The sequence below is a fragment of the Sanguibacter suarezii NBRC 16159 genome (assembly GCF_001552735.1).
GTDB lineage: Bacteria > Actinomycetota > Actinomycetes > Actinomycetales > Cellulomonadaceae > Sanguibacter > Sanguibacter suarezii.
The window spans coordinates 414,324-430,332 of sequence record NZ_BCRT01000010.1 but is presented as its reverse complement, the minus strand read 5'-3'; the positions used below and the strand labels follow the sequence as shown (position 1 = coordinate 430,332).

The window sequence follows — 16,009 nt, the reverse complement described above, 5'->3', positions numbered from 1 at the left end:
CTCTATTGGCCGCGAAGCGTCGTCGCGTCCCGGCGGCGGCCGGACCGGCGAAATCGTGCGGGACTCTTGAGAGAAGCACACAGGATCCACACCACCGGCGATGACTGCACCGGGCGGGCACCGCGCTTCGTACACTGGTCTCATGCGCTTCTTGGACGGACACCAGCCCACGACCGACCTCACCTACGGCGACGTCTTCCTCGTCCCGGCTCGTTCGGAGGTCGCCTCCCGCTTCGACGTCGACCTCTCCAGCACCGACGGCACCGGCACGACGATCCCGCTGGTCGTGGCGAACATGACCGCCGTGTCTGGGCGGCGGATGGCTGAGACGATCGCCCGCCGCGGCGGGATCGCCGTCATCCCCCAGGACATCCCCACCGACGTCGTCGCGGACGTCGTGGCCACGGTCAAGTCCAAGGACCCCGTCATCGAGACCCCGGTGATCGTCTCCCCCAGCGCCACCGTGCACACCGCCCTCTCCCTCATCGGCAAGCGGTCCCACGGAGCCGCCGTGGTCGTGGAGGCGGGGCGCCCGGTCGGCATCGTGACTGCCTCGGACTGCCTCGGGGTGGATCGCTTCACCCAGGTCAACCACGTCATGTCCGCCCACCCCACGCTCATCGACGCCGCGATGCTCGACGGCGCCGGGGCCGCCGGGATGCGCGCGGCCTTCGACCAGCTGCACGCCTCGCGTCGCAAGCTCGCCCCCGTCGTGCGCGACGGCGAGCTGGTCGGCGTGCTCACCCGGATCGGCGCGCTGCGCTCGAGCATCTACGAGCCCGCCGTGGACGCCCAGGGGCGCCTGCGGGTGGCTGCCGCGGTCGGCATCAACGGTGACGTGGCCGCCAAGACGGCCGAGCTCCTCGCAGCCGGCGTCGACGTCATCGTCGTGGACACCGCCCATGGCCACCAGGCCAAGATGATCGCGGCGCTGGCAGCGGTGCGATCGGTGTCCCCGCAGGTCCCCGTCGTGGCCGGCAACGTCGTCACCGCACAGGGAGTCACCGACCTCGTGGAGGCGGGCGCGGACATCGTCAAGGTCGGCGTGGGCCCGGGCGCCATGTGCACCACCCGGATGATGACCGGCGTCGGGCGGCCGCAGTTCTCCGCGGTGCTCGAGTGCGCCACCCGCGCCGCCGAGCTCGGCAAGCACGTCTGGGCCGACGGCGGGGTGCGCCACCCCCGCGACGTCGCGCTCGCACTGGCCGCCGGCGCCTCCCAGGTGATGGTCGGCTCATGGTTCGCCGGCACCCACGAGAGCCCCGGCGACCTGCACGAGGACGGCTCCGGCCGGTTGTACAAGGAGAGCTTCGGGATGGCCTCGGCGCGTGCTGTGGCCGCTCGCACCGCAGGCGGGTCGCCCTTCGACCGGGCCCGCAAGGCGCTCTTCGAGGAGGGCATCTCGTCCTCGCGGATGTACCTCGACCCTGCCCGCCCGGGCGTGGAGGACCTCGTGGACGAGATCACCTCGGGGCTGCGCAGCGCCTGCACCTACGCCGGCGCCACGAGCCTGGCGGAGTTCACCGAGCGGGCCGTGGTGGGCATCCAGTCGGCAGCGGGCTACGAGGAGGGTCGACCGCTGCCCGCCGGGTGGTGACGCTGTGACCCACCTGGTGCGCGCCCAGCTCGACGCCCTCGTGCGGTCGGGGAACCTGTGGAACCGCATGGTCTCCCCTGCCCAGGCACGGGCACGGGCGGCGGCGGTCCTCGTGCTGTTCGCCGACGAGGACACGCCGGCGGGACCAACCGGTCGTGTCGTTACGGCGGGTGCGGCGGCGAGCTCGGCGGGTGCGGTGCTGCTGGAGCCCCACCGGCTCGGCGACGCTGACGCCCCGTCCGTGGACGTGCTGCTCATCGAGCGGGCTGCCTCCCTCAACCACCACCCGGGGCAGATCGCCTTCCCTGGCGGGCGGATCGACCCCGGTGACTCCGGACCGGTGGCCGCGGCGCTGCGTGAGGGCGTGGAGGAGACGGGACTGGACCCGGCCGGCGTCGACGTCGTCGGCACGCTGGGTGATCTGCCGCTGCCGGTGAGCAACCACGTGGTCACACCGGTGCTGGCGTGGTGGCACACGCCGTCGGCGGTCTCGGTGATGGACCCGGGAGAGTCGGCTGCGGTCTTCCGCGTCCCGGTCGCCACGCTGCTGGACCCGGCGAACCGTGGCTCCGCGATCGTCCGCCGGGGCGCGCGGGTCTTCGACAGCCCGGCCTTCGTGGTCGGGGAGCGCATCGTGTGGGGCTTCACCGGTCTGGTGCTCGACGGGCTCTTCGACGCGCTCGGGTGGACGCAGCCGTGGGAGCCACGTCCCATCGACGTGCCGCTCTGAGACGCCCTGCCCGACGGGCCGGTCCCAGGCGCCTGCCTGATCAGCGCCGATAGCATGGCGGCATGACCCCCACCGTCCTGGTTCTGCAGCACGCCGCCTGGGAGACGCCCGGGCTCATCGAGCGCGCCCTCGACCAGCGTGGCATCACCTGCCTCGTCCGGTCGGTCGCGGAGGACCCGGCACCAGACCTCCCTGCCCTGACCGACCTCGCCGGTGTGCTGGTCATGGGCGGACCGATGGGCGCCCTCGACGACGCCACCTACCCGGGCCTGGCGGTCGAGCGTGACCTGCTCGCCCGCGCGCACGCCGCCGGCATCCCGGTGCTCGGGGTGTGCCTGGGCATGCAGCTGCTCGCCGTGGCCCTGGGCGCCACCCTGCGCACCGGCGCAGTGCGAGAGATCGGCTTCGCCGGCGTCGAGCTCACCGGGGACGGCCTGCGTGACCCGTACCTCTACCCGCTCGCGGTCGACGCCGGGGCCGACCCCGTCGTGCTGCACTGGCACAACGACACGGTCGACGCGCCAGCGGGAGCCCTGGTGCTCGCCGCCACCGCCGCGACACCCGTCCAGGCCTTCCGCGCCTGCACCAGCGTGGGCCTGCAGTTCCACCTCGAGCTCGACGGCCCACTGCTGCACGACTGGCTGGCTCGGCCCGAGATGACCGCCGCCCTGCACCCCGGAGAGGCCGAGCGGATCGCCGCCGACGCCCGTGGCCGGTTCACCAGCCTGGTGCCCCGCGCCCTCGTCGCGTTCTCGACCTTCGCCGACGCGGTCCTGGCCCATCAGCGCAGCGTCCATGGGTGACCGCCCGGCCGCCGAGGTCCAGATCACCGTCCCGCTGGTCCGACGGCTGCTGCTCGACCAGTGTCCCGCGCTCGCTCACCTCGACCTCGCCGAGGTCAGCGAAGGGTGGGACAACGTCATGCTGCGTCTGGGGGCCGACCTCGCTGTCCGGGTCCCCCGCCGCCAGCTGGCCGCACAGCTGGTGGTCAACGAGCAGCACTGGCTGCCCACCCTCGCCGCCAGCCTCGCCACCGTCGTCGACGTCGCGGTCCCGGCGCCCGTCCACCGGGGCCATCCGTCCGACTACTTCCCGTGGGCATGGAGCGTCGTCCCGTGGTTCGAGGGCACCGAGGTGGGCGCGCTGCCCATCGCGCACCGCGCGCCGCTGGCCATCGATCTCGCTCGATGTGTGAGGGCGCTGCACCGCCCCGCGCCACCTGAGGCGCCGGCCAACCCCTACCGCGGCGTCCCGCTCGCCCACCGCGCCGCGGACATCGACGCCCGCCTGTGCGACCCTGCCGTCCCGCGCGCCGACGAGGCGCGCCGCGTGTGGGCTGACGCCCTCGCCGCGCCGGTGCACGAGGGACCAGCGGTGTGGCTGCACGGCGACCTGCACCCGTTCAACATGCTCGCCCGGCCAGGCGTGGCGCCGCCGAGCACGCAGCCGAGCACGCGGCCGAGCGGGTCGTCGCAGGCATCGACACCGGCCACTCTGTGCGCCCTCATCGACTTCGGCGACCTGACCAGCGGCGATCCTGCCTGCGACCTCGCCACCGCGTGGCTGACCTTCGACGCGGCCGGGCGACGCGCCTTCCGCGCCGAGGTGGAACGCCTCGGCGCGGTCGATGCCGCCACGTGGCGCCGCGCGCGCGGCTGGGCGTTGGTCATGGCCTCCGCGATGCTCACCCACAGCGACGACGACCCGCGCTTCGCGATCCTCGGTGCCCGCGCGCTCACCGAGATCCTCGACGACGCCTAGGACTCCTCTGGCGGGTACCACACCCGGGTGCCCTCGACGCGGGCGAAGGACGTCATGGTGTGCGGCTTGGTCGAGGTGGGCGACATGATGTCCTCGACCCGCGCGCCGCGGACGAGCAGGGCGTCTGCGATGAGGGAGCGGTGGCAGCGCCACGGGACTGCCTCGGCACACATGATGGCCACCTGCCCGCGGGCGGCCAGGGCGAGCAGCGTGTCGATGCCCGCGTCGAAGGCGGGGGTCTGCATGTAGTCGGCGTAGCTGCGGAAGCTCGCGTTGCGCCACGCTCCGTTGATCGAGGGCGCACTGACCGGGGTGTGCCGCAGCCCTCCCAGCTCGGCGAGGCGCTCGTAGCCGATGCCGTGGGCCTGCAGGGAGGAGGCGAGGGCCTCCTGACCGAACTGGGGGTTGTGCCGGGACCCGGGCACGGTGCGCACGTCGACGATCTCGTCGACGCCGTTGCGCGTGAGCATCTCCACGAACTCCTCGATCGGGTGCGTGGAGTGCCCGATGGTGTAGACGAGCAGGTCAGCGGGATGTACAGCGGTGTTCATGCCTGCCATTCAAACCCGAGGACGACGGTGGTTGCCACCGCTGCCCAGACGCCGACGGCGGGGCGCCCACCGAAGTGGTCGCCCCGCCGTCGGGCAGTGCTGGTGCTGCGGGTGACGCTTGCGGTCAGGAGGTGACCAGCGAGCGGAGCACGTACTGCAGGATCCCACCGTTGCGGTAGTAGTCCGCCTCGCCCGGGGTGTCGATGCGCAGGTCGGCGTCGAACTCGACGACCGAGCCGTCGGTCTTCGTCGCCGTCACGTGCAGCGTGTCCGGGGTGAAGCCCTCGTTGAGGCCCGTGACACCGGAGATGTCGAAGGTCTCGGTGCCGTCCAGGCCCAGCGTCTCGGCGTTCTGACCGGCCGGGAACTGCAGCGGCAGGACGCCCATGCCGATGAGGTTGGAGCGGTGGATCCGCTCGAAGCTCTCGGTGATGACGGCCTTGATGCCCAGCAGCGCGGTGCCCTTGGCGGCCCAGTCGCGCGAGGACCCGGAGCCGTACTCCTTGCCACCCAGGACGACGAGCGGGATGCCGGCCTCGGCGTAGTCCTGCGCGGCGTCGTAGATGAAGGACTGCTCACCCTTGAGGAAGTTGAAGGTGTAGCCACCCTCGACGTTCTCCAGGAGCTGGTTGCGCAGACGGATGTTCGCGAAGGTGCCGCGGATCATGACCTCGTGGTTCCCGCGGCGTGAGCCGTAGGAGTTGTAGTCACGACGCTCGACGCCGTTGGCTGCCAGGTACTCCGCGGCCGGGGTGCCCGGCTTGATCGCACCAGCGGGGCTGATGTGGTCGGTGGTGACGGAGTCGCCGAGCTTGGCGAGCACGCGGGCCCCGGAGATGTCGCTGACCGGGGACGGCGTCAGGGACATGCCCTCGAAGTACGGGGGCTTGCGCACGTAGGTGGACGTGGGGTCCCAGTCGAAGGTGTTGCCCACCGGGGTGGGCAGCGCGCGCCAGCGCTCGTCGCCGGTGAAGACGTCGGCGTAGTCCTTGGTGAACATGGCCCGGTCGATCGAGGAGTCGATCGTGGACTGGACCTCTTCGGGGGTGGGCCAGATGTCACGCAGGAAGACGGGCTTGCCGTCCTCGTCGCGTCCCAGCGGCTCGCTCTCGAAGTCGAACTCCATCGTCCCGGCCAGCGCGTACGCGATGACCAGCGGCGGGGAGGCGAGGTAGTTCATCTTCACGTCGGGGTTGATGCGTCCCTCGAAGTTGCGGTTTCCGGAGAGCACGGACACCACGGCGAGGTCGTGGTCGTTGACCGCGGCCGAGACGTTCTCGTCGAGCGGACCGGAGTTGCCGATGCAGGTTGCGCAGCCGTAGCCCACGAGGTGGAAGCCGAGCTTCTCGAGGTAGGGCCACAGGCCCGCCTTCTCGTAGTAGTTCGTGACGACCTGCGAGCCCGGAGCCATGGAGGTCTTGACCCACGGCTTGGCCACGAGGCCCTTCTCGACGGCCTTCTTCGCCAGGATCCCGGCGGCCATCATGACCGAGGGGTTCGAGGTGTTGGTGCAGGAGGTGATGGAGGCGATCGCGACGGCGCCGTGGAACAGCCCGAAGGACCGGCCCTGGGTGTCCGTCACGTCGACCACGCGGTGGGTGTGCTCGGAGAAGGCCGGGGCGTCCGAGGCCGGGAAGGACTCCTTCTCCGCCTCGTCGACCGCGTCGACGACCTCAGGGGCGTAGACCGGCAGGTCGCGAGTGAAGGCGGACTTTGCCTGGGACAGCTCGATGCGGTCCTGGGGGCGCTTGGGTCCGGCGATCGAGGGGACGACCGTGGACAGGTCGAGCTCGAGGTACTCCGAGAACTGCGGTTCGACGTACGTCGGCGAGGACGGGTCGAGCCACATGCCCTGCTCCTTGGCGTACGCCTCGACGAGCGCGAGCTGCTCCTCGGAACGGCCGGTCAGGCGCAGGTAGTCCAGGGTCACGCCGTCGATCGGGAAGATCGCCGCGGTGGAGCCGAACTCCGGGCTCATGTTGCCGATGGTGGCGCGGTTGGCCAGCGGCACGGCCGCGACACCCTCGCCGTAGAACTCGACGAACTTGCCGACCACGCCGTGCTGGCGCAGCTGCTGGGTGATGGTGAGCACCACGTCGGTCGCCGTCACGCCGGAGGGGATCTGGCCGGTGAGCTTGAAGCCGACCACGCGCGGGATGAGCATGGAGACGGGCTGTCCGAGCATCGCGGCCTCGGCCTCGATGCCGCCGACGCCCCAGCCGAGCACGCCCAGGCCGTTGACCATGGTCGTGTGGGAGTCGGTGCCGACGCAGGTGTCGGGGTAGGCGCGGAGCACGCCGTCGACCTCGCGGGTCATGATGGTGCGGGCCAGGAACTCGATGTTCACCTGGTGCACGATCCCGGTGCCCGGGGGGACGACCTTGAAGTCGTCGAAGGCCGTCTGGCCCCAGCGCAGGAACTGGTAGCGCTCACGGTTGCGCTCGTACTCGAGCTCGACGTTGCGCTCGAAGGCGTCGCGGCGACCGGCGACGTCGATCTGCACGGAGTGGTCGATGACGAGCTCGGCCGGGGCGAGCGGGTTGATCCGCTCGGGGTTGCCGCCGAGGTCGGCGACAGCCTCGCGCATGGTGGCGAGGTCGACGATGCACGGCACACCGGTGAAGTCCTGCATGATCACGCGGGCAGGCGTGAACTGGATCTCGGTGTCCGGCACGGCGTCGGGGTCCCAGTTCGCGATCGCGGTGACGTGATCAGCGGTGATGTTCGCGCCGTCTTCGGTGCGGAGAAGGTTCTCAGCGAGAACCTTGAGGCTGAACGGAAGCTTGGCCGTTCCCGGTACTGCTGCGAGCCGGAAGATCTCGTACGAGGTGCCTGCGACCTCAAGAGTTCCCTTTGACCCGAACGTGTCCACGCTGCTCACGTAGGCTCCTTCATCGATGGCGAGTGGGTGCCGCAGCGCCGTGACGGCCGCTGTGCGAGCACCTCATCTGTACATTGGGGGGTTTATCCCAGCCTACGCCGGGTGATGGCTGTTGCCCGGGGCGCTCACGCGACCCGATCAGCGAATCCAGGACCAGCATACAACATATATCTTGACGTCAAGATACATTCTGCTCTGCGGACGCGGTGGCCAGTACCCGCGCCTCGTGCGAGGCAGCCAACCACGGCCTGAGCCACCGGTGGATCACCTCGACGAGGACGCAGCCCACCACCACCGCGCCGACGATGACCGGCACCGTGCTCGCGCTCGGATACTCCAGGTCGATGACCTCACGCACCCACGGGATCCACAGCGTCGCCGCAGCCGCCAGGCCGAGCGCGGCGATCATCGCCACCTTCCACGGCTGCCACGGCCGGGCGAGCACACCCACGACCCACAGCCCCACGACGATGAGCACGATGTAGACCGCTGTGCGGGCCTGGACCAGGGAGTCGAGGTTCCACACGACGGCGAAGACGATGAGGGCCAACGACCCGGTGACGATCCCGAGCGGGATCGCGAAGGACAGGCAGCGCCGTAGGAAGCCGGACAGGTACCGCTGGTTGTTGGACGGCAGGGCGAGCAGGAAGGCCGGGATACCGATGGTCAGCGACCCGATGATCGTCATGTGCCGCGGCAGGAAGGGGTACGGCCACGCCAGCAGCACCACGACGACGGCGAGCAGCGCCGCGTACGTCGTCTTGGACAGGAAGAGGGTCGCGACCCGCTCCATGTTCGCCATGACGCGACGGCCCTGGGCGAGCACCCCGGGCAGGGTGGCGAAGTGACCGTCGACGAGCACGATGCGGGCGACAGCCTTGGTGGCCCCTGCCCCGTTGCCCATCGCGATGCCCAGGTCGGCGTCCTTGAGGGCGAGGGCGTCGTTGACGCCGTCACCGGTCATCGCCACGACGTGCCCCTGGCCCTGCAAGGCGTGGACGATCTCGCGCTTCTGCTCCGGGGTCACCCGACCGAAGACGTCGTAGTCGTCGACCACGCGCGCGAGCGCCGCTGGGTCGTCCGTCGGCAGCCTCCTGGCGTCGAAGCCCTCGACAAGCACGCCCTCCCCGCGCAGACCGACCCGGGTGGCGATGGCCGCGACCGTGTCAGGGTTGTCACCCGAGATGATCTTGGCGTGCACGTCCTGGTCGCGGAAGAAGGAGAGGGTCTGCGCCGCGTCGGGCCGGATCCGCTCCCCCAGCACTGCCAGCACGGCTAGGTCGAGGTCACTGGGCAGCGGGGCGTCGGTGGCCGGCAGCCCGTGCGGGCTGCAGGCCAGCAGCAGGACCCGGGCGCCGGTGTCGGCGGCCGCGGCGACCAGCCTCCGGGCTTGCTCGGCGTCGGCGTCGCTGCGCTGGCCGAGCAGGATCTCCGGGGCGCCCATCACCCACGCGCCCTCCGGGGTGGCCAGCGCGCTCCACTTGCGAGCCGAGGAGAAGGGGACGGCGCCGTCGACCCTCGCCGCGGTGACGTCGGCCACTCCCGTGGCGAGCGCCTTGGACGTGGCGTTGCCCTCGGGGTCGCGGGCGAAGGCCGCGAGCGCGGCCATCGCCCCGGGCAGGTCGTGGATGGTGGTCAGGTCGGTCAGGGAGACCGTCCCGTCGGTGATGGTGCCGGTCTTGTCCAGGCAGAGCACGTCCACCCGGGCGAGCACCTCGACGGCGGCGAGCTCCTGGACCAGGACCTTCTGGCGGGCCAGCAGCATCGAGGCGATCGCGAAGTTCAGTGAGGTCAGCAGGACCAGGCCCTCGGGGATCATCCCCACCACGCCGGCCACCGCGGCCACGACCGCGTCCTTCCAGTTGCCGTCCTGCATCGCGGTGTCCCAGCCACCGGTGGCCCGCAGCTGGCTCCAGGCGAGCAGCAGGGCGATGGGCACGATCCCGAAGGAGACGACGCGCAGGATCGCGTTGACGCCGTCGCGCAGGTCCGACTGCACGGTGGAGTACTTCTTGGCGGCGGCGGTGATCTGGTTGGCGTACCCCTCCGCTCCGACCCGGGTCACGCGGTACACGGCGCTGCCGGCCACGATCGAGGAGCCGGAGAGCACGTCGTCGCCGACCTGCTTGTGCACCGAGCGGGACTCCCCCGTGAGCATCGACTCGTCGACCTCGAGCCCTCGGGAGACGAGCACCTCCCCGTCCGCGGGGACCTGGTCCCCGGTCCCCAGGTGCACGACGTCGTCGCGCACGATGTCCTCCAGGCGCACCTGGGCGACGTCGCCGTCGCGCGAGACGCGCGCGAAGGGCGCGTCGAGGATGGCGAGGTTGTCCAGGGTGCGCTTGGCCCGGTACTCGGTGACGATGCCGATCGCCGCGTTGATGATGATGACGAAGCCGAAGAGCGCGTCCGGCCACCGGCCCGTGGACAGCACCAGGACGAGGGCGATCGCCAGGATGAGGTTGAACAGCGTGAAGATGTTCTCCCGCAGGATGTCCGCGAAGGTGCGCGACGTCTGGTGAGAGACCGTGTTGACCAGGCCCTGGGCCCGCCGTTCATCGACCTCGGCGCTGGTGAGCCCGGTCGTGGAAGATCCGTTCATGGTGCTCCTGCGCATCGCGGTGGTCTGCCTGGACAAAGATACCCAGTACATGCGGTTCACCCCCTGCGCAGGCCTCGGAGCGGGTGCGACACGGCGGCGCGGGCACCGTCCTACGGTGCCCGCGCCAGGTGGTGGTGCGATGTGCGCCCTGCAGGTCAGGCGATGGTGCGGCGCCGCACGCGGGCCAGGCCGAGGGCGCCGGCCCCCAGGGCGACGAGGGCGAGGGCGAGGGCCACCACCCCGATCGGGTTGGAGCCAGTCAGAGGCAGGGTGCTCGACGCCGAGGTCGAGGCCTTGCCTGCTGCAGGGGCGACGGAGGTTCCCGGGGTTCCACCGGCGGTGGAGGGCAGCAGGTTGCCGGAGCCGGTGGATCCGGAGCCGCTCGTCCCGCCGGGCCCGGGAGCGCCGGGTGTGGTGCTGGGGCCGGTGCCCGGGTCGGCGCCGCCGCTACCGCCGGTCGGGCCTCCCCCACCGGTGCTGCCGCCACCGTTGCCGCCGCCACCCGGATTGCCTCCGGTGCCCGGGCCCGTCGTCGGCGCTGCCGTGAAGGTGTTCGTCACGGTGACGCGGTCGGCCGGTGCGGTACCCGTCCCGGCCACGACGGTGATGCTCGGGCGGTCCAGGGCGGCGGTCCAGGTGCCGTTCGCCTCGCCGGTGACCGGGTTCTCGGTCACGGCGCAGGAGGTCCCGACCGGGAAGCCGGCGATCGTCGTCGTCGCACCGCCAGCCAGGGTCCAGGTGCCGGACGAGGCGCCGGTCAGGTTCGGGGCACTGCACGTCCATGTCCCGGAGAAGGAGGACACCGAGGCCCCGGGGTCACCGGCGACGGTCTTGGCGATCGAGAAGCCTCCCACCGGCGTCGGCCCGCCGAGAGGCAGCTCGATGAGTCCCATGAAGCCGTAGTGGTGATACTCGCCCGATCCAGCGAGCCCAGTCAGGCTGGCAGCCACGACCTGGCCTTCACTGGGGTCAAAGTTCGTCGTCAGGTTGACGGTCGGCGCATAGATCGACCCCGAGAGCGCACTCTTCTGCGCGCCGAGCTGCACGCTGGCCCCAGCCGTGTCCGGCACGATGTTCCAGAGGATGTACGGGGCGTAGATGTTCGGCGCTCCCGTGCTCGAGACAGTGGCGTGAGCGAAGGACGGCAGGTCGAGCACGTCGCCATCCTTGACCAGGACGTTGATCACGAGCGGCTGCGCCGCGGAGACAGGACCAGCGCTCGTCGTGGAGCCTCCGCCGACGCGGATCTTCTTCGTGGACCCCCACGCCTTGACCTGCGCCGAGGTGAGCTGCAGGACATGCGGTCCTGCAGCTGCCGTCGTGACGAGGTCAACCTCAGACTGACTCCAGTCGGGGACAGAAGCGTTCGGGACGAGCGCCGCCATCGACTCACTCCATGCAGCAGCCTGGGCCTGCGAGCCGTCGAAGACACGGTCGAAGGTCCCTGCCGGCACGACCAGGCCGGCTGCGGCGTCCGCCGCGCTGGCGAAGGTGCCACCGTTCCACATCTGCTGGACCAAGGGTGTCGTGTTGACGTCAGAGGCACCGTTGAGGAAGAGCTCCGTGCTGCCTGCCCGATCATGCGCGTGCGTCCAGTCGGCGCTCTCGGTGAGCAACCACCCGCGGTTGAGCGAGTTGCCCGGGGCAGGTGAGTCCCAGCCTGCCGACGTGACTGCAAGCTGCTCGTTCGAGCCGGCAAAGTCGAGGCCGCCGACGAGCGCTCGGACTCCACGGCCATCGACCACTGGGATGGTGTAGCTCCCGCCACCGGCGACGCGGTGGACGATCGGATACGTCGAGCCCTTGGCCCATGTCAGGTCACCACGCGCGGCCACCGATCCTTCAAGCTCCGCGTTGGACAGCTCGACGTCCCCAAACGAGACAAGAGTGAACCCGTGCGCGACAGAGAAGGGGTTCACCATCGCTGTCGTCGGTGCGGCAGGTAGCGGCGCCGCGCCAGCGCTCGTCGCAAGGGTCGCGCTCGTCAGCAGGAGCCCTACTGCTGCGGCCGTCGCGACGGCAGCCCGTCGCAGCGAATGGGTATGCGGTGGTCGGTCGGTCTTCACGCTGCAGTCTCCTTGGGGACGAGTTCCGGCAGGAGCCGGAGTTCAACACGGGACAGAGTGACGTTCGGGCTGTGCGGACCCGAGCGTAGGAGCGCTCCCAGAGGCCCTCACCAGGAGAGACCGACGAAGGGGCCAGGCATGACGCGGATCGTCTGTGATCCGCGCCACGGGGGTCGTTCTCTGTTCTGCCGAGCTTCGCTCTACCTGGGGCCGACCCCGCGCCATCGCGGCGTCGCCACCCATCACTGGGGATGCTAGCGCATCAGCACATATCCGATCGGACCGTTCATACCGGTGGGTGTAGGACTGCGCGCACGCGGGCTCACCCGCCGGGGCCGGAGACGACAAGAGCGTCCGACTGGCCGAAGCCAGCCGGACGCTCCCGGTCGCAGACCCCGCAGGGACCTACTTCGTCAGCACCGCCACGCACTCCACGTGGTGCGTCATGGGGAAGAGGTCGAAGGCACGGATGCTCTCGAGCTCGTAGCCGTCCTGGGCCAGGTACGCGATGTCTCGCGCCAGGGCGGCGGGGTCGCAGGCCACGTAGACGATCCGGGCCGGGTCCAGCGCGACGATCTCGCGGATGGTCTTGGCGCCGGCGCCGGTACGCGGGGGGTCGAGGACGACGACGTCGGCCCCACCGATGGCTCCGTGCCCGGCGGTGCGCAGCACGTGGTCCACCGCGCCCTCGTGGATCTCCACCTGCTCGTACGCGTGGGCGTTGCGGCGGGCGTCCTTGGCGGCGCGGGCGTCACCCTCGATCGAGACGACACGGCCCACCTGGCCGACAGCCTTGGCCAGCGGCACGGTGAACAGTCCAGCGCCGGCGTAGAGGTCGACGACGGTCGCGTCGGTCAGGTCACCGTCGGCGCCTCCGCGGGCGGCGTCCAGCACCACCTGGGCGAGCAGCGACGGAGCCTCGCGGTGCACCTGCCAGAAACCGTCAGCGGCGACGCGGTAGGTGATCTCCTCGCCGTCGACAGTCACGGTCTCGGTCACGGCGCGACGGACGTTGGGGCGCTTGTCGAGGCCTCCCCCGCGCACCACCTCACCGTCGGCCAGCACGATGGGGTCGGTGCCCGAGGCGGGCGCGACGATCTCGATGGTGGTGCCCGGCGCCCAGCGGCGGGTGAAGACCTTCTCGGCCGTCGCGGCGGCCAGCACCTGCTCGGTGGCCAGCGGCATGGTGTGCAGCGGGATGATGTCGTGGGAGCGGAACATGCGCATCCCGGCCCGGCCGTCGGCGTCGGCCACCAGGTCGATGCGGGTGCGCCAGCCGAGGCCACCGCGCTCGTCGTCGCCGGGAGCGGCCTCGACGACCACCTCACGGTCGATCTTGGCCAGGCGGCTCAGCTGTTCGGCGACGACGGTCGCCTTCCAGCGGCGCTGGGCCTCGAGGGAGACGTGCGCGAGCTCGCCGCCGCCGACGCCGTCCGCGCCGGCCTGGCGCCATGCCGAGCGCACCCGGTCGGGGGACGGCTGGAGGATCTCGACCGCGTCGGCACGCCAGAACTTCGACGTCTCGCCGGAGTCGGTCAGGCGCGCCAGGACCCGCTCACCGGGCAGGGTGTGCCGCACGAAGACGACCCGGCCCTCGTGACGGGCGACGCAGTGACCACCGTGGGCGATCGGGCCGATCTCGAGCTCGACGAGCGAGGCGGGGGCCTGTTCGGCGGTTGCGGTCACGTCAGTAGGCACAGCGTTGGCAGGCTCAGAATTGGTAGGCACCACTCAAGTATCCCCCGCGCACCGCCTCCGCATTCACCGCCGAGGTCAGTACCCGATGCGGCGCTGCTTCTCCACGTACCCGGTGCCCTCGAGCCCGGTCTGGCCCTGGGTCGAGGCCAGCTGCCACGGGACAGAGGCCACCACGACGCCCGGGGTGAACAGCAGCCGGCCCTTGAGCCGCAGCGCACTCTGGTTGTGCAGCAGCTGCTCCCACCAGTGCCCCACGACGTACTCGGGGATGTAGACCACCACGAGGTCGCGCGGGCTCTCCCGGCGGATGGACCGCACATAGGACAGGATCGGCCGGGTGATCTCGCGGAACGGGGAGTCCAGCACGCGCAGCGGCACCGGCAGGTCGAGCGCCTCCCACTGGGCGGTGAGGCGTGCCACGTCCTCGGGGTCGACCCCGACGGTGAGGGCCTCCAGGGTGTTGGGTCGTGACGCCCGGGCATAGGAGATCGCTCGCATGGTCGGCTTGTGAAGCTTGGAGACCAGGACGATGGCGTGCACCCGGCTGGGCAGAGCGCGCGAGGGCGAGGTGTCCTCGCCGAGCTCAAGCTCGGCGGACACGATGTCGTAGTGCTTGCGGATGGCCTTCATGAGCACGAACAAGAAGGCCATCGCGAGCAGCGCGATCCACGCGCCGTGCGTGAACTTCGTCAGCAGCACGATGATCAGCACCGTGCCGGTCATGGCCAGCCCGATCGCGTTGACCACGCGGGAGCGCCCCATCGTGGACCGGACCTTCGGGTCGGTCTCGGTGCGCAGCGCCGTCGTCCAGTGCCGCACCATGCCCAGCTGGGACAGGGTGAAGGAGACGAACACCCCGACGATGTAGAGCTGGATGAGGCGGGTGACCTCGGCGTCGAAGGCCCAGATGAGGACGATGGCGCCGGCGGCCAGGGTGAGGATGCCGTTGGAGAAGGCGAGCCGGTCACCGCGGGTGTGCAGCTGGCGGGGCAGGTAGCCGTCCTTGGCCAGGATGGAGCCGAGCACCGGGAAGCCGTTGAAGGCGGTGTTGGCCGCAAGGATGAGGATGATGCCGGTGATCGCGGAGATGAGGTAGAAGACGAAGGGCACCCCGCGGAACACGGCCTCGGCCAGCTGACCGATCACCGGGTGCTGGACGTAGTCCACCGGCAGCGGCTGGCCGTTCGCCACGAGCTGGGTGTGCGGGTCCTCGGCGTAGTGCACCCCGGTCATCCGGGCGAGGAAGAGGATGGTCATGATCATGACCGCGGAGATCCCACCCAGCAGCGCCAGGGTGGTGGCGGCGTTGCGCGACTTCGGCTTCTGGAAGGCGGGCACCCCGTTGCTGATCGCCTCCACACCGGTCAGCGCCGCACACCCAGAGGCGAAGGCCCGCGCGATGAGGAAGGCGCCGGCCATGCCCATGAGCCCGTCGTCGAAGCCGGGCTGGGCGACGAGCTCGAAGCCCGCACTCTCGGCCATCGGCAGTGTGCCGGTCATGCTTCGCAGGAAGCCGACCACGGCCGTCAGCCCGATCGCGAACATGAACAGGTAGACCGGGATAGCGAAGAACTTCCCGGACTCCTTGACCCCGCGCAGGTTGGCGACCGTCAGGAGCACCACGAGACCGATGGCGAACTGCGCCTCGTGGTCGCGCAGCGCCGGGATGGCGCTCGCTGCGTACTGCGCACCTGAGGAGATCGACACGGCCACGGTGAGCACGTAGTCGACCATGAGCGCGCTGGCGACCGCGACGCCGGAGTTCTTGCCGAGGTTCTTCGTGGCGACCTCGTAGTCCCCGCCCCCGGAGGGGTAGGCGTGTACGTTCTGCCGGTAGGAGGCCACCACGGTGATCATCACCAGGACCACGGCCAGACCCACCCATGGAGAGATGGTGGTGGCGGTGAAACCGGCTATCGCGAGGGTGAGCAGGATCTCGTCCGGGGCGTAGGCGACGGACGAGAGGGCATCCGAGGCGAACACCGGGAGTGCGATGCGCTTCGGGAGGAGGGTGTGCCCCAAGTGGTCGCTGCGGACTGGACGTCCGATCAGCAGGCGCTTGGCGGCATCAGCGATATCCGACACGTTGAGCAATGTTAGGCCTACTTCGCCGGTTCGCCCGG

The 16,009-nt window shown here is 70.6% G+C and carries 10 protein-coding genes; 4 read left to right on the top strand and 6 right to left on the bottom strand.

Going from position 1 to position 16,009, the window contains the following annotated elements:
- The first annotated feature begins 142 nt into the window (after positions 1-142).
- From SS2_RS06545 to SS2_RS06530, 4 genes are all read left to right on the top strand, one after another.
- Positions 143-1,597 carry a GuaB1 family IMP dehydrogenase-related protein gene (locus SS2_RS06545; RefSeq protein WP_066462229.1) on the top strand — a complete coding sequence of 485 codons (1,455 nt, stop codon included), beginning with the start codon at positions 143-145 and terminating at the stop codon, positions 1,595-1,597.
- A 4-nt stretch (positions 1,598-1,601) separates the two neighbouring features.
- On the top strand, positions 1,602-2,327 hold the full coding sequence (locus SS2_RS06540; protein WP_066462227.1) for an NUDIX hydrolase: 726 nt from the start codon (positions 1,602-1,604) through the stop codon (positions 2,325-2,327).
- A 62-nt stretch (positions 2,328-2,389) separates the two neighbouring features.
- The gene (locus SS2_RS06535) at positions 2,390-3,130 is read left to right on the top strand and encodes a type 1 glutamine amidotransferase (protein WP_066462223.1); all 741 of its coding nucleotides are present in this window, start codon (positions 2,390-2,392) and stop codon (positions 3,128-3,130) included.
- A complete protein-coding gene (locus SS2_RS06530) occupies positions 3,123-4,088 on the top strand; it encodes an aminoglycoside phosphotransferase family protein (protein ID WP_066462220.1) in 966 nt (321 codons plus the stop codon). The genes SS2_RS06535 and SS2_RS06530 overlap by 8 nt, the downstream gene beginning before the upstream one ends.
- Here the strand turns inward: SS2_RS06530 and SS2_RS06525 are convergent.
- The 6 genes from SS2_RS06525 to SS2_RS06500 form a co-directional block, all read right to left on the bottom strand.
- On the bottom strand, positions 4,085-4,639 hold the full coding sequence (locus SS2_RS06525; RefSeq protein WP_066462215.1) for a DUF488 domain-containing protein: 555 nt from the start codon (positions 4,637-4,639) through the stop codon (positions 4,085-4,087). The two genes, SS2_RS06530 and SS2_RS06525, sit on opposite strands and share 4 nt — an antisense overlap.
- 124 nt (positions 4,640-4,763) lie before the next feature.
- On the bottom strand, positions 4,764-7,520 hold the full coding sequence (gene acnA / locus SS2_RS06520) for an aconitate hydratase AcnA (RefSeq protein ID WP_066462213.1): 2,757 nt from the start codon (positions 7,518-7,520) through the stop codon (positions 4,764-4,766).
- Positions 7,521-7,698: 178 nt separating this feature from the next.
- Positions 7,699-10,122, bottom strand: coding sequence for an HAD-IC family P-type ATPase (locus tag SS2_RS06515; RefSeq protein WP_066462212.1), 2,424 nt, complete (start codon positions 10,120-10,122; stop codon positions 7,699-7,701).
- Between the two features lie 155 nt (positions 10,123-10,277).
- Positions 10,278-12,041, bottom strand: coding sequence for a collagen-binding domain-containing protein (locus SS2_RS06510; RefSeq protein WP_169796264.1), 1,764 nt, complete (start codon positions 12,039-12,041; stop codon positions 10,278-10,280).
- Positions 12,042-12,593: 552 nt separating this feature from the next.
- Positions 12,594-13,874 carry a class I SAM-dependent RNA methyltransferase gene (locus SS2_RS06505; protein WP_066462204.1) on the bottom strand — a complete coding sequence of 427 codons (1,281 nt, stop codon included), beginning with the start codon at positions 13,872-13,874 and terminating at the stop codon, positions 12,594-12,596.
- 87 nt (positions 13,875-13,961) lie between these two features.
- On the bottom strand, positions 13,962-15,971 hold the full coding sequence (locus tag SS2_RS06500) for an APC family permease (protein WP_066462487.1): 2,010 nt from the start codon (positions 15,969-15,971) through the stop codon (positions 13,962-13,964).
- Positions 15,972-16,009 lie beyond the last annotated feature (38 nt).

Bases quoted from the DNA above. Each gene is read 5' to 3' on its own strand.
- SS2_RS06525 (WP_066462215.1), bottom strand. From the start codon at position 4,639: ATGAACACCGCTGTACATCCCGCTGACCTGCTCGTCTACACCATCGGG.
- SS2_RS06515 (WP_066462212.1), bottom strand. From the start codon at position 10,122: ATGAACGGATCTTCCACGACCGGGCTCACCAGCGCCGAGGTCGATGAA.
- SS2_RS06545 (WP_066462229.1), top strand. From the start codon at position 143: ATGCGCTTCTTGGACGGACACCAGCCCACGACCGACCTCACCTACGGC.
- SS2_RS06530 (WP_066462220.1), top strand. From the start codon at position 3,123: ATGGGTGACCGCCCGGCCGCCGAGGTCCAGATCACCGTCCCGCTGGTC.
- SS2_RS06535 (WP_066462223.1), top strand. From the start codon at position 2,390: ATGACCCCCACCGTCCTGGTTCTGCAGCACGCCGCCTGGGAGACGCCC.